Source organism: Pseudotabrizicola sp. 4114, from assembly GCF_031457365.1.
GTDB lineage: Bacteria > Pseudomonadota > Alphaproteobacteria > Rhodobacterales > Rhodobacteraceae > Pseudotabrizicola.
In genome coordinates this window covers 97,258-119,317 of the sequence record NZ_JAVDWP010000008.1, presented here as the reverse complement: position 1 = coordinate 119,317, position 22,060 = coordinate 97,258, and the positions used below count along the sequence as shown (strand labels likewise).

Genomic DNA, 22,060 nt, shown 5'->3' with positions numbered 1-22,060 from the left:
CGGTGTCCTACGACTTATGTTCCATAGCGCCGCAATGGCACGGGTTCTAAACTGCCCCCAAGGGAGACTTACCATCATGCAAATGAGCGATACCCGCGAGATCAAGGCCGCGCCATCTGACGTATGGGCGGCAATCCTGAACCCCGACGTGCTGAAAGAGTGCATCCCCGGCTGTACCGAAGTCACCGGCAACCGGGAGGAGGGGTTCGAGGCGACCGTCACGCAAAAGGTCGGCCCGGTGAAAGCCACCTTCAAGGGCGCAGTCACCCTGTCCGACATCACCGAAGGCGAGGCGGTGACCATTTCCGGCGAGGGCAAGGGCGGACCGGCGGGCTTTGCCAAGGGCGGGGCCGTGGTGCGGCTGGAGCCGATCCCGGAGGGCACGCGGCTGTCGTATGAGGTGGAGGCCAATGTCGGCGGCAAGCTGGCGCAGCTGGGCAGCCGGATCATCGACGGCTTTGCCAAGAAGATGGCGGATGAGTTTTTCAACCGCTTTCAGCAGGCGGTCGAGGGCCCGGCAGAGCCCGAGCCTGCGGTCCCCGACGCGGCAGAGGCGACAGATGACGAGACCAAGAAAAAGGGCTGGTTCAAACGGCTGATCAGCTGAACCAAAAACATACCCAGGACAGATCCAAGGGAGGAAAACCATGACGAAAGTCACGATGACCGTGAACGGAAAATCCGTCTCGGCCGAGGCAGAGGGGCGCACCCTTCTGGTCAGTTACCTGCGCGAAGGGCTGGGGCTGACCGGCACCCATGTTGGCTGCGACACCAGCCAGTGCGGTGCTTGCGTGGTGCATGTCGATGGCAAGGCCGTCAAATCCTGCACCGTGTTCGCGATGGATGTGGCGGGGTCAGAGGTGCGCACGATCGAGGGCATGGCCAATGCCGATGGCAGCCTTGGCGTGGTGCAACAGGCGTTTCAGGACCATCACGGGCTGCAATGCGGGTTCTGCACGCCGGGCATGGTGATGACCACCGCAGCCCTGCTGGCCAACAATCCAAAGCCGTCCGAGGCCGAAGTGCGCCATGAGCTGGAGGGCAATATCTGCCGCTGCACCGGCTATCACAACATCGTCAAAGCGGTTCTCGCCGCGTCCGGTCAGGACGCAGGCGCGATGGCTGCGGAATAGGGGTGTAAGATGCCAAAAGATACCGGAATAGGCGCCTCTACCAAGCGGCGCGAAGATGTGCGGTTCCTCACCGGCAAAGGGGTCTATACCGATGACCTGAGCCTCTTTGGTCAGGCCCATGCCGTGATGGTCCGCTCGACCGTGGCCCATGGTCGGATCGTGTCGATTGATACGTCCGCCGTCGAGGCGATGCCCGGCGTGCTGGCCGTGTTCACCGGCGAGGATTTCAAGGATGTCGGCGGCAACCCGGCGGGCTGGCTGATCAACAGCCGCGACGGCACGCCGATGCGCGAACCCAAGCGCCCGGTGCTGGCGCATGGCAAGGTGCGCCATGTCGGCGACGCCTATGCCGCCGTAATCGCCGAGAGCTATGCGCAGGCCAAGGATGCCGCGCAGGTTTTGTCCGACGCGACCGAGATCGAGGAGTTGCCCGCCATCGTCGACATGAAGGCGGCGGCGGCGGATGCGTCCAACCGCGTGCATGACGAGATCCCTGACAACATCTGCTTTGACTGGGGTTGGATCGAAGACAACCGCGCCGCGGTGGATGCCGCGATGAAAGCAGCACCCCATGTGGTGACGCTGGAGCTGACCAACAACCGGCTGGTGCCCAATGCGATGGAGCCGCGCGCCAGCATCGGCGAATATTTCCCCGGCACCGGTGACTACAAGCTGACCACCACCAGCCAGAACCCGCACCTGACCCGGCTGTTGATCTGCGCCTTTGTGATGGGCATTCCCGAGAACAAGCTGCAGGTCGTGGCCCCCGATGTGGGCGGCGGTTTTGGCTCCAAGATCTATCACTACGGCGAGGAAGCACTCGTGCTGGCCGCCGCCAAACGCCTTGGCCGCCCGGTGCGCTGGACGGCGGAGCGGACCGAAAGCTTTCTGTCCGACGCGCATGGCCGCGATCATGTGACCAAGATCGAGCTGGGCTGCACCAAGGAAGGCGACATTCTCGCCATCCGCACCGAGACCTATGCCAATGTCGGCGCGTACCTTTCGAACTTCTCGACCGCCACGCCGACCTTTCTGCATGGCACGCTGATGGCGGGGCCCTACAAGGTGCCGCATGTCTATGTGAACGTGAAAACCGTGTTCACCAACACCGCCCCGGTTGACGCCTATCGCGGGGCCGGTCGGCCCGAGGCGACCTATAGCATCGAGCGGGTGGTCGACAAAATGTGCCGCGAACTGGGTCTTGACCCGTTCGAGGTGCGCCGGCGCAACCTGCTGACGCCCGATCAGTTCCCCTACACCACCCCGGTCGGGCTGGTCTATGACACCGGCAACTATCAGGCCACGCTGGATAAAGCGGTGGAACTCGCCGATGTGGCCGGGTTTGAGGCGCGGCGGGCGGAGTCTGCCAAACGCGGGCGCTTGCGTGGCATGGGGCTTTCGACCTGGATCGAGGCTTGCGGGATCGCGCCGTCGCATCTGGTGGGCATCTTGGGCGCGCGCGTGGGTCTGTATGACGCGGCCACGGTGCGGGTGAATGCCACCGGCACCATCTCGGTGATGACCGGGGCGCACAGCCACGGGCAGGGCCATGAAACCGTGTTCCCGCAGATCGTGGCGGAAAAGCTGGGCATCCCGGCCTCGTCGGTCGAGATTGTGCATGGCGACACCGCCAAGATCCCGTTCGGGATGGGGTCTTATGGCTCGCGCAGCCTCGCGGTTGCGGGATCGGCCATGGACCGCGCCATCGACAAGATCATCGCCAAGGGCAAAAAGATCGCCGCCCATATGCTGGAAGCTGCCGAAGGCGACATCACCTTTGCCGATGGCAAGTTTTCTGTTGCGGGCACCGACAAGGCCAAGACCTTTGGCGAAATCGCCTTCTCCGCTTACGTCCCGCACAACTACCCGCTGGAGACGCTGGAACCGGGGCTGGAGGAAACCGCCTTTTATGATCCCGCCAACTTCACCTATCCCGCAGGCGCCTATATCTGCGAGGTCGAGGTCGATGAGGGCACCGGCAAGGTCGATGTGGTCGCCTTTACCTGCGCCGATGACTTCGGCAATGTGATGAACCCGATGATTGTTGAGGGTCAGGTGCATGGCGGTGTCGGGCAGGGGATTGGTCAGGCGGTGCTGGAAAGCACCAGCTATGACGAAAACGGCCAGCTGCTGACCGGATCGTATATGGATTATGCCATGCCGCGCGCCGATGATGTGCCGTTCTACACGGTGGATCACTCGTGTTCCACGCCCTGCACCCACAACCCGCTGGGGGTCAAGGGCTGCGGCGAGGCTGGGGCCATCGGCTCGCCGCCTGCGGTGGTCAACGCGGTGATTGACGCGCTGCAGCGCGGCGGCCACAGCCATGTGACACATATCGACATGCCCGTCTCGCCCAACCGGGTGTGGCAGGCGATGAACGCGTAAGGAGGGTTAGCTATGCACAACTTCGAATTCGTCAAACCCTCCAGCATCGCCGATGCGGTCACGGCTCTGGCAACCGAGGGCGCACAGCCGCTGTCGGGCGGTCAGACCCTGCTACCGACGATGAAACAGCGGCTGGCCGCGCCCGATGTGCTGGTCAGCCTGACCGGCATTGCCGAAATGCAGGGCGTCTGCATGGGGGATGGCGGCTTGCACATCGGCGGTGCCACGCCACATGCGGTTGTGGCGCAGGAGGCTGCAAGCCACTATCCGGCGCTGGCCGCCCTTGCCGGTGGCATCGGTGATCCGGCGGTGCGCAATCGCGGCACCATCGGTGGCTCGGTCGCCAACAACGACCCCGCCGCCTGCTATCCGGCGGCGGTTCTGGCCTCGGGGGCAACGGTGGTGACCAGCACCCGGCAGATTGCGGCAGACGACTACTTTCAGGGCATGTTCACCACTGCGCTGGACGAGGGGGAGTTCATCACCTCGGTGATCTTCCCGATCCCGCAGGCAGCCGCCTATGTGAAGTTCAACCAGCCCGCCAGCCGCTTTGCCCTGACGGCGGTGTTCGTGGCGCGCTTTGCAGATGGCGTCCGCGTGGCGGTGACCGGAGCCTCGAACAACGGCGTGTTTCGCTGGGAAGAGGCCGAGGCGGCGCTGTCGGCTGATTTCTCGGCTGCTGCGATTGCCGGGCTGACCGCATCGGCGGAGGATATGATCAGCGATCTGCACGGATCGGCGGCCTATCGTGCCAATCTGGTCAAGGTTCTGACTGGTCGCGCCGTGACCGCGGCGCGCTGATCTGATTGGGGTGAAAGAGCATCCCCGGTCGCAAGGCCGGGGGTGTTTTCATGCCTGCCATCGCGCCGCCCCCCACCCCATCCCTCCCCACAAGGGGGAGGGAGGCGATTGGTTTGCAACCGAGTTCCTTTGCGGTGCCGGTTCAGCCTTCGCGCTGGCCGGCGACGATCTGGCGCATGCCTTCGAGCGGGACGTAGCCGCGCACCATGGTTTCATCAATGACGAAGGTGGGGGTGCCGTTGATTTCCATCATCGTGCCAAGCGCGTGGTTGGTGTCGATGATTGCCTGCACCTCGGGCGATTTCATACGCTCGGCAATGGCAGCGGGGTCGTGGCCCAGATCGGTGGCCAGACGGGCAAAGGTTTCGGCATTGGCATCGCCGCGCAGGGTGATCAGCGCGTCATGGGCGGCTTTGTAGGCGTCATCGCCGTGCAGCTGGCGCACCGCGATGGCAAATTGCGACGACAGCAGCGACTGTTCGCCCAGGATCGGGAATTCCTTGAGCACCAGCCGGATGTTGCCATCCGATTCCACCAGCTCGGTCACCTCGTCATGCGCCTTGCGGCAATAACCGCAGCGGTAATCGACGAATTCCACGATTGTGAGGTCGGCCTCCAGATTGCCACCGGCCCAGGAGTTGGGGTCGCGGTAGATCAGATCGGCATTGTCGCGCAGCATTGCCAGATCACGCTCTGCGGCGCTCTGGTCCTGACGGCTTTGCAGCACCTCCATCGCCTCGACCAGCACTTCGGGCTCTTCGAGCAGGAATTCGCGCACCTCGGCCCGGAACGCCTCGCGCTCGGTCTCGGTCATCTCGGCAAGGGCGACTGTGGAGGTCATCATCATGGCGGTGATGCCGATCAGGGTTCTCAGGATCATGGATCGTCTCTGATAAGGTGCGGCGAAGGTGCGGCGCAGGCGTTTGTCGGGGGTCGGGCTTGACCTTGCCCCGCGAACCGGGACACTTCGGGCAAACCATAGAGGGGCGGGCATGAAGAGTTCAAGTCGGGGCGCAGTTGATCCCTTTATTGTGATGGATGTGATGGAAGAAGCACGCACACTGGAGGCTGCGGGCCGCCGGATCATCCATATGGAGGTCGGGCAACCCGGCACCCCGGCCCCGGCGGCGGCGCGGGCGGCGTTGACCGATGCAATGGCGGCAGGGTCTTTGGGCTATACCGTGGCGCTGGGGCTGCCAGAGCTGCGGGCGGGGATCGCGCAGCTGTACCAGCGTTGGTACGGGGTGGATCTGGACCCTGCGCGGGTGGTGGTGACCTCGGGCTCTTCCGCCGCGTTCCTTTTGGCGTTCACCGCGCTGTTTGACGCAGGCGACCGGGTCGGGCTGGGGGAGCCGGGCTATCCGAGCTATCGCCAGATCCTGCGGGCGCTGTCCTTGCAGCCGGTGGGGATACCGACGCGTGAGGAGAACCGTTTGCAACCGGTGCCCGCCGATCTGGAGGGGGTCGATATGGCGGGGCTGATCGTCGCCTCGCCCGGCAACCCGACCGGCACGATGCTGGATCATGCCGCCCTGAAGGCCCTGATCAGCCATTGCGCGGCGCGGGGGATTTCCTTTGTGTCGGATGAGATTTACCACGGGCTGCATTACGGCGAGCGGGCGGTGTCGGCGCTGGAAATCACCGATGAGGCTTACGTCATCAACTCGTTTTCCAAGTATTTCAGCATGACCGGCTGGCGGGTCGGCTGGATGGTGGTGCCGCCGGGTCATGTGCGCACCATCGAGCGGCTGGCGCAGAACATGTTCATCTGCCCGCCCCATGCCAGCCAGATCGTGGCGCTTGCGGCGCTGGACTGTGTGGACGAGCTGGAGGCCAACCGGGCTACCTATGCGACAAACCGCCGGCTGATGCTGGACGGGTTGCCGCTGGCCGGGTTCACCCGGATCGCGCCGCCGGACGGGGCGTTCTACGTCTATGCCGATGTCTCAGCGCTGACCGAGGACTCGCTGGGCTTTGCCCGCGAGATCCTGCATGAGGCAGGTGTGGCGGTGACGCCGGGGCTGGACTTTGACCCGGTGCGGGGGCGACAGAGCCTGCGGTTTTCCTATGCTCGGGCGACAGCGGATATTGTCGAGGGGCTGGCACGGTTGCAGGCCTATATGGCCTCACGTCCGGGTGGGATCGTGCAGGGCTGATGTGCACCTGCGGCGGGGATTTTTTCAGAATGAGTAGGGCGTGGTGATGAAGCTGTTTGTGCTGGTTCTGGGTCTGTTGCTGTCGCCGAGTCTTGCGGCGGCGCAGGAGCTGTCGGCGCTGGCGCGGCTGGTGCCGGAGCAATCCCGGGTGGCGGACAAGAGCGGCGGCATTGATGTGGAACTGGTGCTGAGCCAGCCGGTGCCCTGGCGGGTGCGGGTGCTGGATCAGCCGCCGCGTCTGGTGCTGGATGTGCGCGAGGTGGACTGGACCGGGCTTGGCTCGGTGGCGCAGGGCAGTGACGCGGTTGCGGGCCTGCGCGCCGGGGTGGTGCGGCAGGGCTGGTCGCGGCTGGTGCTGGAACTGACCGGGCCGCATCTGGTGGCGCGGGCCGATATGCTGACGGGTGACGCAGCGGCGACGGTGCGGCTGCATCTGGCCCCGGCGACGGCGGAGGAATTTTCGGCGGCGGCGGCGCAGCCGGAGCCTGCAGGCTGGGCGCTGCCAAAGATCGCCGATCTGCCCAAGCCGGTGCCACGCGGCAGCGGGCCGGTTGTCGTGGTGCTGGACCCCGGCCATGGCGGCATTGATCCGGGGGCGGAGCGCGATGGCTATACCGAGGCCGGGCTGATGCTGACCTTTGCGCGGGAATTGAAAGATCTGTTGGTGCGCGACGGTGGGTTTCTGGTGATCCTGACGCGCGAGGAAGACGAATTCGTGCCGCTGGAGTCGCGGATTTCCATCGCGCGGGCGGCGGGGGCGCATGTGTTTGTCTCGCTGCATGCCGATGCGATTGCCGAGGGCGAGGCGGTGGGGGCGACGATTTATACCCTGTCGGAAGAGGCCTCTGACGCCGCCTCGCAGGCGCTGGCCGAGCGGCATGACCGGGCCGATCTGCTGTCTGGCGTCGATCTGACCGCGCAGGATGATCTGGTGGCGACGATCCTGATGGATATGGCGCGCACCGAGACCGGGCCGCGGATCGACCGGCTGGCGCTGGCGCTGGAGGCGGCAATCAAGGCGGCGGAGCTGCGGATGCACCGGCACCCACGCCAGACGGCAGGGTTTTCGGTGTTGAAATCGCCCGATATTCCGTCGGTTCTGGTCGAGCTGGGGTTCATGTCTTCAGAGCGCGATCTGGCGCGGCTGATCGACCCGGAGTGGCGGGCAAGGATGGCCCTCGCCCTGCGCGACGGGCTGAAGGCCTGGGCTGCCGAGGATGCGGCGCTGTCGGCGCTGCAGCGCTGAGGCGCGCGGTTTGCCCGCATCCACGCCCGGGTGACGATTGCGCGAGGCGGCGCCTGTGCCGGGGGGTTCGTTTTGACCGGGACCGTGCAGGTATGTATAAGGCGCGGACAAGATACGGGGGTTACGGCTTGGTCCGCTTCATAGGCTCATTCTTTGGTGGCATTTTCACCCTGATCACCATGGGGGTGCTGTTTGCGGCCCTGTCGGTCGGGGCGATTTTCTATATGTATTCCCGTGACTTGCCCAGCCACGAGCGTCTGGCGCAATACACCCCGCCCACCATCAGCCGAATCTATTCGGGCGAGGGGCAGATCATCGACGAATTTGCCAAGGAACAGCGCCTGTTCGTGCCGGTCGAAGAGATTCCCGATCTGATCAAGCAGGCGTTCATCAGCGCCGAGGACAAGAACTTCTATACCCATGGTGGCTATGACGTGACCGGCATGGCCTCAGCCTTGCGGGATGCGGTGGTCAGCCGGGGGGAAACCCTGCGCGGTGCTTCGACTATCACCCAGCAGGTAATGAAGAACTTTCTCTTGTCCAGCGACAAGACCGGCGAGCGCAAGATCAAGGAACTGATCCTGGCCAGCCGGCTTGAGGAAACCCTGAGCAAGGACAAGATTCTCGAGCTCTACATGAACGAGATCTTTCTGGGCCAGAACAGCTATGGCGTGGCTGCGGCGGCACGCACCTATTTCAACAAGCCCCTGACCGATCTCGCCCCGCATGAGGCCGCGATGCTGGCCGCGATGCCGCAGGCGCCGGGCCAATACCATCCGGTGCGGGCCAAGGAGCGGGTGACGCAGCGCCGCAACTATGTGCTGCGCGAGATGTGGCAGAATGGCTTTATCGACGAGGCGACCTATGAGGCCGAGCGGGAATTGCCGCTGAAATCGGTGCAGAACGGTGATTTTTCGGCGTTCCGCGATGCCTTGCCGCCACGCGATTACTTTACCGACGAGATCCGCCGCCAGCTGTCGGGGACGTTTGGCGAAGAGGAATTCTTTGGCGGCGGGTTGTCGATCCGCGCCACCGCCGACCCGGAGTTGCAGGAAGAGGCCGCCCGTGCCTTGCGCCGGGGGCTGGAACGCTATGACCGGGGGCAGGGCGTCTGGCGCGGCACCCGCAAGACCATTGCGGCAGAGCAGCTGACCTCGGAAGACAGCTGGCGCGCGGCTTTGGCCGATGTCGATGTGCCGCGCGACATCGAGGGATGGTTCCCGGCGGTGGTGCTGGAAACCGGCGAGCGCGCGGCCCGGATCGGGATCGAGGGCCAGCCCGAGGAGGGCGATGGCCATTTCATCCCCGCCGAAGACGTGACCTGGGCCCGCAAGCGGCAGGAAAACGGGCGGCTGGGGCCGCAGGCCAAGCGCGCCAGCGATCTGGTCGCGGTCGGCGATGTGGTGCTGGTGCGCGCGGTGACCAAGGATGACGACGGCAGCTTTGTGCGCTGGTCCCTGCGGCAGGTACCGGAGGTGCAGGGCGGGTTCATGGCGATGGACGTGAACACCGGGCGGGTGCTGGCGATGCAGGGCGGGTTTTCCTATCAGGAGTCGGTGTTCAACCGGGCCACGCAGGCCACACGCCAGCCGGGATCGAGCTTCAAGCCGTTCGTTTATGCGGCGGCGCTGGACTCGGGCTTTACCCCCGCCACAATCGTGGTCGATGCCCCGATCGAGGTGAACACGCCGCAGGGGCTGTGGCGGCCCAAGAACGCGTCGAACAAGTTCTACGGCCCCACCACCATCCGCACCGGGATCGAGCAGTCGCGCAACCTGATGACGGTGCGGATTGCCGAAGAGATCGGGATGGACACGGTGGCCGGTTATGCCGAGCGGTTTGGCGTCTATGACCGGATGCCGACGTTTCTGGCCAACTCGCTCGGGTCGCAGGAAACCACGCTGTTCAAGATGGTGGCGGCCTATGCAATGTTTGCCAATGGCGGCGAACGGGTGGAGCCGACACTGGTAGACCGGGTGCAGGACCGCTTTGGCCGCACCGTCTATCGCCATGACCAGCGGGTCTGCGAAGATTGCCAGCTGGCCAGCCTGAACCCTGGCGCCGGGTTGCAGATCACCTCAAAGCGCGAGCGGGTGATGGATGCAATCACCGCCTATCAGCTGACCAGCATGATGGAGGGCGTGGTCAAACGCGGCACCGCGCGCGGCATCAACCTGCCGGTGCCGGTGGCGGGCAAGACCGGGACCACCAACGACAACAAGGACGTGTGGTTCGTGGGCTATACCAGCAACATCGTGGCCGGCTGCTATATCGGCTATGACCAGCCGCGCACCATGAACGGCGCCTCGGGCGGCGGGTTCTGTGGCCCGGTGTTCGAGCAGTTCATGCGCACGGCGATCAAGAAATACGGCGGGGCCAAGTTCAAGGTGCCACCGGGCGGCTATTTCATCAACATCGACCGCTTCAGCGGCGCGCGGCTTCCCGACGGGGCCACGGGCGACAACGTGGTGGCCGAATACTTCCGCGAAGGCGAAGAGCCGATCTTTGGTCTGGGCGCGCTGGTGGATGGTGGCTTCCAGATGGGGGGCAACCTGCCGCTGTTCGCTTATGGCGAAACCGACCGGGGCGGCAGCTCTGCCACGGTGACCACCGCCACGGGCGAGCGCAAGTCTGTGCCCGCCAAGGCCGATTTCGGCACGCTCAGTTCGGGCGGATTGTATTAACCCTTGCGAAACCGGCGCGGCAGGGGCGCACCCTTGCCGCGCAGCCCCCTTTTCGCTATGTGCCGGGCATCAGCCCGAAGGATAAAGACCCATGCGCGCCGAGACGCAGAACAATGTGACCACCATCGAGAAATCGCTGAAGCTTCTGGCGCAGCGGATGGACCGCGAGACCGCTCCGCACCGGTTGGAAGAATTCAATGCGATGATTGAAGACCCCAACCTGTGGAACGACCCGGCCAAGGCGCAGAAGCTGATGAAAGAGCGTCAGGGGCTGATGGAGTCGATCTCGACCTATGATCTGATTTCCTCGGGTCTGCGGGACAATGTCGAGCTGATCGAGATGGGCGAAGCCGAAGGTGACGCCGAGATCGTGACCGAGGCGGAAAATGCCTTGCGCGACCTGACCAAACTGGCCGCCGCCAAAGAGCTGGAGGCGCTGCTGGATGGCGAGGCCGACAGCAATGACACCTTCCTGGAGGTGAACGCGGGCGCGGGTGGCACCGAGTCCTGCGATTGGGCGAGCATGCTGGCGCGGATGTATGTTCGCTGGGCCGAGAAAAAAGGCTACAAGGTCGAGCTGCAGTCGGAAACCGCAGGCGAAGAGGCGGGCATCCGGTCGGTGTCGTACAAGATCACCGGGCACAATGCCTATGGCTGGCTGAAATCGGAATCGGGCGTGCACCGGCTGGTGCGGATCAGCCCCTATGACAGCGCCGCGCGGCGGCACACCTCGTTTTCCTCGGTCTGGGTCTATCCGGTGATCGACGACAATATCGAGATCATCGTGCCCGACAATGAAATCCGCATCGACACCTACCGGTCGTCCGGGGCCGGGGGACAGCACGTCAACACCACCGACTCGGCGGTGCGGATCACCCACTTGCCGACCAATATCGTCGTGACATCGAGCATGAAGTCGCAGCACCAGAACCGCGAGATTGCGATGAACGCGCTGAAATCGCGGCTATATCAGATGGAGCTGGACAAGCGCAACGCCGCGATCAACGCCGCCTATGACAACAAGGGTGAGGCGGGCTGGGGCAACCAGATCCGGTCTTATGTGCTGCAACCTTACCAGATGGTCAAAGACCTGCGCACCGGCGTGGAAACCTCTGACACCGGCGGCGTTCTGGATGGCGATCTGGATCAGTTCATGGCTGCCACGCTGGCGCTGGACGTGGCAGGCAAGAGCCGCGCCGAGGCGAATGCCGGCTGACGTGGCGTGGCGAATGCCGGCTGACCATGCCCTGCAATTGCAGCGGTGAGATACATCTTTGAGCCCCGTGCGGTTTGCGCATAGCCTTGCCGCAATGCGGGAGGGCTTATGGACGCGGGCGAGGCAAAGGCAGGGGCAAACCCGGCCAGTGACATCATGGAACTGGATCTGTCAGATCTGCGCGCCGCCTTGGCGGCGGGCTGGCGCGATTTTCTGGCGGCCCCGCTGTACGGGCTGCTGTTTTCCAGCGTTTACGTGGCGGCGGGGTGGCTGATCAGCTATGCGCTGCTGTCAAAGGGGCAGGTGTGGTGGACCATCATCGCCGGGGCCGGTTTCCCCATTCTGGGCCCGTTCATCGCCTGCGGCTTTTATGAAGTGTCGCGGCGGCTGGAAGCGGGCGAGGCGCTGAACCTGGCCGGGGTGGCGGGGGTGATCTTTCGCCAGAAAGATCGACAGATCCCGTCGATGGCGGCGGTGGTGGTGGTGTTCTTTCTGTTCTGGAATTTCCTGGGCCACATGATCTTTGCGGTGTTTCTGGGCAATGCCACGATGACCAATATCTCCAGCAGTTTTGCGGTGTTTCAGACCGCCCAAGGGGTGATGATGCTGGTGGTGGGCACTGTTGTCGGGGCGGCGTTTGCGGGCACGCTGTTTGCGCTGACGGTGGTGAGCCTGCCCTATCTGCTGGACCGCGAGGTGGATTTCATCACCGCGATGATCACCAGCGTTTCGGTGGTGACGACCAGTCCCGTGACGATGCTGATCTGGGGGCTGGGGATCGCCGGGGCGCTGTTTGCGGGCATGGCGCTGGGGTTTCTGGGGCTGTTCGTGGTGCTGCCGGTATTGGGCCATGCGACATGGCACCTCTATCGCCGCGCACTGGTGTTTGACGGCATGTGAGCGGCTGAAGCGTCGCCCCCCGCTCACGAGGGGGAGGGAAGTGCTGCGGAGCTGTGATCTTTCGCCAACTGGCCATGGTGCCAAAGAAAAAGCGCGCCCGGTGGGGCGCGCTTTTGTCATTGGACGGAAAGCTGTGGCTCAGACGCCGTCGCCGGGCTTTTGCGCCGGGGCGTTGGCACTGGCGCCCATCGGTGGGGCCAGTTGTGCCTGCGGCACCGGGGCCGAGATGCGGCCTTGGGCGAGCGGGTCTTCCTGACGCTGAACCGAGCCTTCGAAATGGGCACCGGATTCGATCGCGATGGTCTTGTGGATGATGTCGCCCTCAACCCGCGCGGTGGCGGTGAGGCGGACCTTGAGCCCACGGACGCGGCCGATGACGCGGCCATTGACCACGATGTCATCGGCGACGATTTCGCCACGGATCGTGGCGCTTTCTCCCACGGTCAACAGGTGGGCGCGGATATCGCCCTCAACAGTGCCTTCGACCTGAATGTCACCTGTGGTGCGCAGATTGCCCACGATGGTCAGATCAGAAGAGAGCACAGATGCAGAAACTTTGCCCTTGGGGGCTGACGGCGTGAAGTCCATGTTCGGTTTCGAAGCCTGAGTTTCGGGGGCCTTCGATTTGTCGTCAGACTTTGGCCCGGGTTCATTGATTCGGCTCTTAGAAAACATGGTTCGCTGCCTTTATGAAGGTCATCGGATTCACGGCTCTGCCGCCGATGCGGATTTCGTAATGCAGGTGGGTCCCGGTGGACCGACCTGAGTTGCCCATATCACCGATCTGCTCGCCGCGCGATACCCTATCGCCCACCTTTACCTTGATCGCTGACATGTGAGCATAGCGCGTTTCGATTCCGAATTCGTGCTTGATCTTGACCAGACGGCCATAGCCCGAAGACCAGCCCGCATGGGTGACAACCCCATCGGCGGTGGACAGAATCGGCAGACCATACGCGCCGGCCATATCGGTGCCTTCGTGCATCCGGCGGCCCATGCCTTTGGGGTCGTTGCGGGTGCCAAAGCCGCTGGTCCAGCGGAAGTTGCCTTTGACCGGCATCGCAAACGGTGCCTTGAACGCCGCCAGCCGGTACAGGTTCATCCGGTCCAGCCCTTGCAGGATGGCATTGGCGCGGCGCTCATCGGCGTTGGACTCGGCGCTTTTGGTCGACAGCGTCAGCGGGGTCAGCGGACCGCCCTGACCGGAATAGCCGCGCCGGACCTGGCTGAGCATGTCGTCGGGCGACATGCCCGCGGCGCGGAACATCTTGTCGAGCGGTTCCATCGAGACAGAAACCGCCTCTTCCAGCTTGGCAAAAATCTCGTTGTTGCGGGTTTGCAGCGCCTTTTTCTCGGCCATCACGGTTTCGACCCGCTCGGCCGATTTGGCGGCGGCACCTTCCATCAGGTCGCGCTGCTGTGCGGTGGCGGACAGCGCATCGGCCAGAATATCGACGGTGGCCATCGCATCCTTGGCGCGACCGGCATCGGATTTGGTGGCACCGTTTTCCGCGACCTGCGCGACCCCGGCGGCCTGCGCCTGTTCGCGGGCAGCGTCGCGTTCCTTGATGGTGCGGCGCAGGGTGTTCTGGATCACGTCGATCCCGGTTTCCAGCTCGCGGCGGCTGTCTTCAGAGGCGAGCAGGCGGGCCTGCATCTCGGCCACCTGCTGCAACGCGAGGTTGAAGCGTTCCTGCGCGCCTGCGGCTTCGTCTGCACGGGCGTCGCGGTCCTGGCTCAGCGCATTCAGGCGCTGTTCATACAGGCTTTGCTGGCGCAGGGCCTGATCGCGGCCGGACCCGGCGCTGATCGAATCCATCAGGATGATCGCAGTGGCCAGAATAGTCCAGCCCAGGGTGACTGCACCGCCCGCGACGGCCACGGCTTGCGTCGTCGGGCGAAGGCGGATGAACCGGGTTTCGGTGTCGGATTTCAGAAACAGACGTTGTTCGGGAAAATACCGCTCAAGTCCAAGATTGATGCGATAGGTTAGTCGCGTGAGCACTGGGGGCGTTTCCGTTCGTGACCTACGGGAAGGGCGAGTGCCCGCTCCTCCCATGCGGGGGGCAAGCGCCTTCTGATTAGCCAGCGCTTTACACTATCGCAACAAATTTGACCGTGGGGTGCCGCGAACCTGCCGGTTTGCGAGGGGAATCGGCGTGTTCCCGCCTATTCTGGCGGTTGCGTCAGGTTCGATTTGGAATGCTTTCGGCCAGTGGCCAGTAAAAATCGGGCGGCAGGCCCGCGTCGGCGCGCTTTTCCTCGTTGAAAGGGGGCTTGAGTGTGCCGTGGAAATAGTGCCGCACCAGACGGTGAAACACCTCTTTCGGATCAGATCCTTCACGCCCGCACAGCCAGTTGAACCATTTGGAGCCATAGGCGACATGGCCCACTTCTTCGGCATAGATCACCTCCAGCGCGGCCACTGGCCCGGCCTCACCGGCTTTGCGGAACAGATCAATCATGCCCGGCGTCACGTCCAGCCCGCGCGCCTCCAGCACCATTGGCACCACGGCCAGACGGCCATGCAGGTCGCTGGCGGTGTCAGAGGCGGCACGCCACATGCCGGCATGGGCGGGCATGGCACCATAATGGCTGCCAAGGGCTTCAAGGCAGTCGCACATCAGGTTGAAATGCTTGGATTCCTCATCGGCGGCTTTCACCCAGTCGTCATAGAACCCGAGCGGCATCGGATGATCGGTAAAGCGGGCGATGATATCCCAGTGCAGATCGACCGCGTTCAGCTCGATATGCGCCACCGCATGCAACAGCGCGATCCGCCCGGTGGGCGATCCGGGGCGGCGGCGCGGCACGTCGCGCGGGTCCAGCAGTTCGGGCTGCTCCGGGCGGGCAGGGGAATCCGGCGGGGTGGCCTTGCCGATTGGCAGCGGGGTGCCTGCTGCGCGTGCCGCCATCCAGTCGGCGGCATGCGACCGCGACAGCGCGCATTTGGCGCGCCCGTCAGCGGTGGTCAGCACCTCGACCGCGCGTTCGGCAAGGCTTTGCATCACAGCGCCTGTGCTGCTGCCAGCACCTCATCGGCATGGCCCTTGACGCCGACCTTGGGCCAGACGCGGGCAATTTTTCCCTCAGCGTCGATCAGGAAAGTGGCGCGGGTGATGCCCATATAGGTCTTGCCATACATGCTTTTCTCGGCCCAGACGCCGTAATCCTCGCAGGTCTGGCCTTGCTCGTCGCTGGCCAGAATGATCTGCAGACCGTGCTTTTTGCAGAATTTGTCATGCGCTTTCACGCTGTCTTTACTGATGCCGATCACCGTGGTGCCGGCGGCGGCGAACTCTGCCGCGCGGGCGGTGAAATCCTGCGCTTCCAGTGTGCAGCCGGGGGTGTCATCCTTTGGGTAGAAGTACAGCACGACCTTGCCCGGGCGGAAAGATGACAGCGTAACCGTCTCGCCGCCATCGCGCGGCAGGGTGAAATCGGGGGCGATGGTTCCGGTTTCAGGGATCTGGGTGGTCATTTCAGCGGCTCCTTGCCTTTTGGGTCACGACCCTTTGCGTTTTAGTTGCCGATCCGCGTAGATAAAGGCAAGCCCAAGTGACAAATGGGCATAAGGGGCAGCGATTGGTCAAAAGGGCACAGGCGCGATGACGGATCTGTCAGCGCAGGGCAAACCCATGACGGGGGAGGAGCAGGGCGGCGACGGTCCCCGGCCCCCGAAGGCTGCTGCGCGCCGCCCGCGCCTGCGTCGCGCGGGCAAGGCCGGTCTGGTGCTGCTTTTGGTGCTGGTGGTGCTGGCCACAGTGTCGGTGCTGGGCGTGCTGGCGCTGACCGGCAAGCCGATCCGCCTGCCGGAATGGACCGTGGCCGAGGTGGAAACCCGCGCCAATGCCGCGTTGCAGGATGTGCTGCCGGGCGCTGCGGTGTCGGTGGGCGCGATTGAGGTCGCACTGGACCCGGACTGGACCCCGCGCCTGCGGCTTGAGGATCTGCGCCTGCTGCAAGGGCAGGGCAGCACCTTGCTGGCGCTGCCCGATCTGCGGATGAGCTTTGACGCCGGGGCCTTTGTCCGCGAGCGCAGTCTGCGCCCGGCCGCCTTGCGCATCACCGGCGGCGCCGTAACGCTGACCCGGCGCGAGGATGGCAGCTTTGACCTGAGCATCGGGGCCTCGGGCACCGCCCCGCCGATCAACGGGTTGAGTGATCTGTTTGCGCAGATCGACCGCGCGCTGGAGGCACCGCTGTTGTCGCGGCTGGACCGGATCGAGGCCGAAGCCGCCAGCCTGACGCTGATTGACCAGCGGCTGCGGCGGACCTGGACGGTGGGCGATGGCCGCATCACGCTGGAAAACCGCCCCGATGCGCTGGCCGCCGAAGTCGGGTTGTCGCTGGCCTCTGACACCGGCGAACCGGCGCAGGCGCTGGTCACGCTGATCCGGCCCAAGGGGCAGACGCTGGTGCGGGTGACGGCGGCGGTCGAGGGGGTGGCGGCGGCCGATATCGCGGCGCAGACCCCGGTGCTGGGCTGGCTGGGGGTGCTGGACGCGCCGATTTCGGGCCGGATTTCGGCCGAGCTGAACAATGACGGGCTGACCGCGCTGAATGCGCAGATGTCGCTGGGGGCGGGCGCACTGCAGCCTGATGCGGCCACCCCGCCGATCGGCTTTGACGGGGCGGCGGTATCGCTGAGCTATGATCCGGCGCGGGGCCGGGTGGTGCTGGGCGATCTGTCGGTCGAGGGGCCGACGCTGCGGCTGAAGGCGGCAGGCCATTCCTATCTGCTGGGCGATGCGGGCAAAATCCTGACCGGGCCTTTGGGCCGTCGTCTGCCTGCCGGGTTTCTGGGGCAGGTGCAGATTTCCGAGGCACAGATCGACCCCGAGGGGCTGTTCGACCAGCCTTTGCGCTTTTCCGGTGGCGCGATGGATGCGCGGCTGACGCTCGACCCGTTCCGGCTGGAAATCGGACAGGTCGCGCTGATCGAAGAGACCGGGCGGCGGCTGGCGCTGTCGGGCGCGGTAGAGGCGCTGACCACGGGCTGGCAGGTGGCGCTGGATCTGACGCTGGATGCGATTGCGCATGACCGGCTGTTGCAGATCTGGCCGAAAAGTGCGGTGCCGCGCACGCGTGAGTGGGTGGGTCAGAATGTGGCGCAGGGCCTGCTGACCAATGTGAAAGCCGCGCTGCGGGTGACACCGGGGCAGGATCCGCGATTGGCGCTTGGCTATGAATTCGACGGGGCCGAGGTGCGGTTCCTGCGCACCTTGCCGCCGATCCAGGGCGGGCGCGGGCGGTCGTCGGTCGAGGGCAGCGCCTATACGGTGGTGCTGGATGGCGGCACGGTCGAGGCCCCGCTGGGGGGGCAGATTGATGTGGCGGGTTCGGTGTTTTCGGTGCCCGACGTGTTGGCCAAACCTGCCCGCGCCGAGATCCGGTTGCGCACCGAAAGCTCGCTCACCGCCGCGCTGTCGCTGCTGGATCTGCCCCCCTTTGGCTTTATGACAAAGGCCGGACGCACGCCCGATCTGGGGCAGGGTCGCGCGGTGATGGATACCCGGCTGTCGCTGCCGCTGGCGCGGCGGGTGGAGCTGAAAGACGTGGCCTATGCGGTGCGCGGCCAGATCCTGGGCCTGTCATCGGACGCGCTGGTGCCGGGCAAGACCATCACTGCCGAGGGGCTGACCCTGACCGCCGACCCGACCGGTTTGCAGATCAGCGGGCCGGGGCGGATCGGCAAGGTGCCGTTTGACGTGGCCTTTACCCAAGGCTTCGGCGCGGATCAGCGTGGCAAAAGCCGGGTGGCAGGCTCTGTCACCCTGTCGCCCGACACGGTGGCCGAGTTCGGTCTGGGCCTGCCTGCGGGCATGGTCAGCGGCGCGGGGCAGGCTGAGGTCACGATTGATCTGGAGCAGGGATCGCCGGGCCAGCTGCGGCTGACCTCGGATCTGGGCGGCATCGGGCTGACCCTGTCAGCGGTCGGCTGGACCAAAGCCGCGCGCTCTGCCGGGCGGCTGGAGGTAGAGGCGGTGCTGGGTCCGGTGCCGCAGATCTCGCGGCTGGCGGTGCGCGGTGGCGGGCTGGAGGCAGAAGGCGCGATCACACTGGCGCAGGGCGGCGGGTTGCAGACGGCGCGCTTTGGCTCGGTCCGTCTGAACGGCTGGCTGACCGGCGGCGTGACCCTGACCGGGCGCGGCGCAGGGCGCGCGCCCGATGTGGCGGTGACCGGTGGCACGGTGGATCTGCGCCGTTTTGACCGCCCCGCCGGCGCGGACGGCGGCGGCCAGACCCAAGGTGCCCTGTCGCTGAGCCTTGACCGGCTGATTGTCAGTGATGGCATCGCGCTGACCGGGTTTCGCGGCGATTTTTCGCAGCGCGGCGGGCTGAACGGCAGCTTTCGCGCCAGCATCAACGGCGCGGCGGCGGTCAACGGCACCGCCGTTCCGTCGCGGCATGGCCTTGCGGTGCGGCTGCAATCGGCGGATGCCGGGGCGGCGCTGCGGGCGGCGGGGATCTTTGCCTCGGCCCGGGGCGGTGCGCTTGATCTGCGGCTGACGCCACGCGCGCAAAAGGGGGTCTATGACGGCCGGGCCGAGATGACGCGGCTGCGGGTGCGCGGGGCCAATGTGCTGGCCGAACTCTTGTCGGCGATTTCGGTCGTGGGGCTGCTGGAGCAATTGAACGGCGAGGGCATCTTTTTCAGCGAGGCCGAGGCGGATTTCATCATCACCCCCGATGCCATCGAGGTCACGCGCGGCTCGGCCATGGGGGCCAGTCTGGGGGTGTCGCTGGCGGGGCTCTACGGCACCAGAACCAAGCGGCTGGCCTTGCAGGGGGTTGTGTCGCCGATCTATCTGGTCAATGGCATCGGGGCCTTGCTGACGCGGCGGGGCGAGGGGCTGTTTGGCTTCAACTACGCGCTGCAAGGCACGGCCGATGCGCCGCAGGTGAGCGTCAACCCGCTGTCGATCCTGACGCCGGGCATGTTCCGCGAGATTTTCCGCCGCCCCGCGCCCGTGCTGCGCCAGGGCAACTGACGATAAGGCCCGAGATGAAACTGTCCGATTTCGATTTTGATCTGCCCGAGGCGCTGATCGCCACCCGCCCCGCGCGCCCCCGCACGGCGGCGCGGTTGCTGCTGGCCGAGGGGGAGGCGATTTCTGATCTGCACGTGCGCGATCTGCTGGGGCTGTTGCGGGCTGGCGACCGGCTGGTGCTGAACAACACCCGCGTCATTCCCGCCCGGCTGACCGGGCAGCGCCAGCGCGGCGAGGCGGTGGCAAAGATCGAGATCACGCTGATGGAGCCTGCGACGGAAGGCTGGCGCGCGATGGCAAAGCCGCTGCGCAAGGTGCTGGTCGGGGAGGAGATCGTGTTCTCGCCGGAGCTGTCGGCCTCGGTGGCGGAAAAATCCGACACCGACCTGCGGCTGGTGTTCAACTTGACCGGAGAGGATTTTGACGCCGCTCTGGCACAGGCCGGGGCGATGCCGCTGCCGCCCTATATCGCCGCCAAACGCGCGCCCGACGCGCAGGATGACGACGATTACCAGACCGTGTTTGCCCGCCACAAGGGCGCGGTCGCGGCCCCGACCGCCAGCCTGCATTTCGATGCCGCGTTGCTGGCCGCGCTGCGCGACAAGGGCGTGCAGTTCACCGAAGTGACGCTGCATGTCGGCGCGGGCACGTTCCTGCCGGTCAAGGTTGAGGATGTGGCGACCCACAGGATGCACGCCGAATGGGGGCAGGTGACGCCGGAGGCGGCGGCGCAGATCAACGCGACCAGGGCGGCAGGCGGGCGGGTGATCCCGGTCGGCACCACCGCGCTGCGCCTGATCGAGACGGCGGCGCGCTCGGGCCGGGTGGAGCCGTGGGAGGGGCCGACGGATATCTTCATCTATCCCGGGTTCACCTTTCACGCCACCGATGCGCTGATGACCAACTTTCATTTGCCGAAATCGACGCTGCTGATGCTGGTGTCGGCCCTGATGGGCAAGGACCGGATGGACCGGATCTATGCCCATGCCATCGCGCGGGAGTATCGGTTTTTCAGCTATGGCGACGCGTCTTTGCTGATCCCGTAGCGGCGGCGGGCGGCACCGCCCGCCACCCCATCCCTCCCCCACCAGGGGGGAGGGAGGCACACGGGATTGTCGCTTGCGTTCTGGCGGCTGGCGTCGCAAAGGCCGCGTTCCGGGCGGGGTGGCCGACTCCGACATGACTTTTTTACGCCGCGCGCCTAGAGTGACCGGACTGACCAAAGGATGCCTGCACCATGCTGACCGTTCTGCGCAATACCTGGGCGCTGCTGCTCGGACTTGGCCTGTTGATGCTGGGCAACGGCATGCAGGGCACTTTGCTGGGCATCCGGGGCGGGATCGAGAATTTCTCGACCTTTCAGATGTCGCTGGTGATGTCGGCCTATTTCGTGGGGTTTCTGTTCGGCAGCCGGCTGGCGCCGTCGATGATTCGCCGCGTCGGCCATGTGCGGGTGTTTGCGGCGCTGGGGTCGATGATCTCGGCGGTTCTGATCCTCTATGCGGCAGCCCCCGACTGGATGGTTTGGGCGGCGCTGCGGGTGGTGATCGGATTTTCGTTCTCGGGCGTGTATATTACCACCGAAAGCTGGCTGAACAACGCCTCCACCAATGAAAACCGGGGGCAGGCGCTGTCTTTGTATCTGATCGTGCAGATGATCGGGATCATCGCGGCGCAGCTGTTGCTGAATGTCGGCGATGCCTCGGGCTATATCCTGTTTGTCATCCCGTCGGTGCTGGTGTCGCTGGCCTTTACCCCGATCCTGTTGTCGGTCAGTCAGGCCCCGGCGTTTGAATCGACCAAGCCGCTGTCGTTCCGGCGGTTGTATGCGGCCTCGCCTCTGGGCTGTGTCGGCATGTTTCTGCTGGGCGGCGTGTTTTCGGCGCAATTCGGGATGGCGGCGGTCTGGGGCACGCAAGCGGGCCTGAGCATTGCCGATCTGACGATCTTTGTCGCGGCGATCTATGTTGGCGGGCTGGTGCTGCAATACCCCATAGGCTGGCTGTCGGACCGGATCGACCGGCGCATCGTGGTGCTGTGGCTGGCGGTGTTTGGTGCGGTGGTGCTGATGATTCCGGTGATCTTTGATCCGCCGTTCTGGGTGCTGGTCGGGATTGGCGCGGTCTGCGGCGGGGTGTCGAACCCGCTCTATTCGCTGCTGCTGGCCTATGTGAACGACTATCTGGACAAGACCGATATGGCCGCCGCCTCGGCCGGGCTGATGTTCATCAACGGGCTGGGGGCGATTTCCGGCCCGGTCATCACCGGCTGGATGATGGAGGAAATCGGCTCCTCGGGGTTCTTCCTGTTCATGGGCATTCTGTTCGCCGTTCTGGCGATTTACGCAGGCTGGCGAATGACCCAACGCCGCGAGACGCCGATGGTGACCTCGGGCTATACGCCGGTGTCACCGACCGCGTCGATCATCGCGGTCGAGACCGCCGCACTGGTCGAGGCCGAGGATGCGCGGCAGGGCAACGGGCGGAACTGATTTGCCTTTCGGGGCATCCCCTGTCAGGTTGAGACAATGGCAAAGGGGGC

17 protein-coding genes are annotated in these 22,060 nt (G+C 65.0%); 12 read left to right on the top strand and 5 right to left on the bottom strand.

Going from position 1 to position 22,060, the window contains the following annotated elements; all coding sequences use genetic code 11:
• Positions 1-76: 76 nt before the first annotated feature.
• Genes J2X53_RS17035 through J2X53_RS17020 form a run of 4 tightly spaced genes read left to right on the top strand, consistent with a single transcriptional unit; the run spans position 77 to position 4,322 of the window.
• Positions 77-607 carry a carbon monoxide dehydrogenase subunit G gene (locus tag J2X53_RS17035; protein ID WP_349038691.1) on the top strand — a complete coding sequence of 177 codons (531 nt, stop codon included), beginning with the start codon at positions 77-79 and terminating at the stop codon, positions 605-607.
• A gap of 40 nt (positions 608-647) precedes the next feature.
• A complete protein-coding gene (locus J2X53_RS17030; RefSeq protein ID WP_349038690.1) occupies positions 648-1,133 on the top strand; it encodes a (2Fe-2S)-binding protein in 486 nt (161 codons plus the stop codon).
• 9 nt (positions 1,134-1,142) lie between these two features.
• Positions 1,143-3,521 (top strand): xanthine dehydrogenase family protein molybdopterin-binding subunit, encoded by a 2,379-nt coding sequence (locus tag J2X53_RS17025; protein WP_349038689.1) that lies wholly within the window; start codon positions 1,143-1,145, stop codon positions 3,519-3,521.
• 12 nt (positions 3,522-3,533) lie between these two features.
• Complete coding sequence (locus J2X53_RS17020; RefSeq protein ID WP_349038688.1) at positions 3,534-4,322, top strand: xanthine dehydrogenase family protein subunit M; 789 nt, start codon at positions 3,534-3,536, stop codon at positions 4,320-4,322.
• 142 nt (positions 4,323-4,464) lie between these two features.
• Here J2X53_RS17020 and J2X53_RS17015 read toward each other — a convergent pair whose 3' ends face one another.
• Positions 4,465-5,202, bottom strand: a complete 738-nt coding sequence (locus J2X53_RS17015) for a DsbA family protein (RefSeq protein WP_349038687.1) — start codon at positions 5,200-5,202, stop codon at positions 4,465-4,467.
• Positions 5,203-5,314: 112 nt separating this feature from the next.
• Between J2X53_RS17015 and J2X53_RS17010 the strand changes: the two genes are divergently transcribed.
• The 5 genes from J2X53_RS17010 to J2X53_RS16990 all read left to right on the top strand — a co-directional run bounded on the left by J2X53_RS17010 (position 5,315) and on the right by J2X53_RS16990 (position 12,524).
• Complete coding sequence (locus tag J2X53_RS17010) at positions 5,315-6,478, top strand: aminotransferase class I/II-fold pyridoxal phosphate-dependent enzyme (protein WP_349038686.1); 1,164 nt, start codon at positions 5,315-5,317, stop codon at positions 6,476-6,478.
• Between the two features lie 46 nt (positions 6,479-6,524).
• Positions 6,525-7,724, top strand: coding sequence for an N-acetylmuramoyl-L-alanine amidase (locus tag J2X53_RS17005; RefSeq protein ID WP_349038685.1), 1,200 nt, complete (start codon positions 6,525-6,527; stop codon positions 7,722-7,724).
• A 128-nt stretch (positions 7,725-7,852) separates the two neighbouring features.
• Positions 7,853-10,408 carry a PBP1A family penicillin-binding protein gene (locus J2X53_RS17000; RefSeq protein ID WP_349038684.1) on the top strand — a complete coding sequence of 852 codons (2,556 nt, stop codon included), beginning with the start codon at positions 7,853-7,855 and terminating at the stop codon, positions 10,406-10,408.
• A 91-nt stretch (positions 10,409-10,499) separates the two neighbouring features.
• Positions 10,500-11,624, top strand: coding sequence for a peptide chain release factor 2 (prfB, locus tag J2X53_RS16995; RefSeq protein ID WP_349038683.1), 1,125 nt, complete (start codon positions 10,500-10,502; stop codon positions 11,622-11,624).
• 156 nt (positions 11,625-11,780) lie between these two features.
• Positions 11,781-12,524 carry a DUF2189 domain-containing protein gene (locus J2X53_RS16990; RefSeq protein WP_349038734.1) on the top strand — a complete coding sequence of 248 codons (744 nt, stop codon included), beginning with the start codon at positions 11,781-11,783 and terminating at the stop codon, positions 12,522-12,524.
• 138 nt (positions 12,525-12,662) lie between these two features.
• On the opposite strand, the gene J2X53_RS16985 is transcribed toward J2X53_RS16990, so the two are convergent.
• The 4 genes from J2X53_RS16985 to bcp form a co-directional block, all read right to left on the bottom strand.
• Complete coding sequence (locus J2X53_RS16985; protein WP_349038682.1) at positions 12,663-13,199, bottom strand: polymer-forming cytoskeletal protein; 537 nt, start codon at positions 13,197-13,199, stop codon at positions 12,663-12,665.
• A complete protein-coding gene (locus J2X53_RS16980) occupies positions 13,189-14,529 on the bottom strand; it encodes a M23 family metallopeptidase (protein WP_349038681.1) in 1,341 nt (446 codons plus the stop codon). Before J2X53_RS16980 ends, J2X53_RS16985 begins: the two co-directional genes overlap by 11 nt.
• Positions 14,530-14,710: 181 nt before the next feature.
• Positions 14,711-15,532, bottom strand: coding sequence for a ferritin-like domain-containing protein (locus tag J2X53_RS16975; protein ID WP_349038680.1), 822 nt, complete (start codon positions 15,530-15,532; stop codon positions 14,711-14,713).
• Positions 15,532-16,005, bottom strand: coding sequence for a thioredoxin-dependent thiol peroxidase (bcp, locus tag J2X53_RS16970; RefSeq protein WP_349038679.1), 474 nt, complete (start codon positions 16,003-16,005; stop codon positions 15,532-15,534). The genes J2X53_RS16975 and bcp overlap by 1 nt, the downstream gene beginning before the upstream one ends.
• A 127-nt stretch (positions 16,006-16,132) precedes the next feature.
• Here bcp and J2X53_RS16965 point away from each other — a divergent pair, with 127 nt between their 5' ends.
• From J2X53_RS16965 to J2X53_RS16955, 3 genes are all read left to right on the top strand, one after another.
• Positions 16,133-19,519 (top strand): AsmA-like C-terminal region-containing protein, encoded by a 3,387-nt coding sequence (locus J2X53_RS16965; RefSeq protein WP_349038678.1) that lies wholly within the window; start codon positions 16,133-16,135, stop codon positions 19,517-19,519.
• A gap of 14 nt (positions 19,520-19,533) precedes the next feature.
• Positions 19,534-20,565, top strand: a complete 1,032-nt coding sequence (gene queA / locus J2X53_RS16960; RefSeq protein ID WP_349038677.1) for a tRNA preQ1(34) S-adenosylmethionine ribosyltransferase-isomerase QueA — start codon at positions 19,534-19,536, stop codon at positions 20,563-20,565.
• Positions 20,566-20,756: 191 nt separating this feature from the next.
• A complete protein-coding gene (locus J2X53_RS16955) occupies positions 20,757-22,010 on the top strand; it encodes an MFS transporter (protein WP_349038676.1) in 1,254 nt (417 codons plus the stop codon).
• The last annotated feature ends 50 nt before the right edge of the window (positions 22,011-22,060 follow it).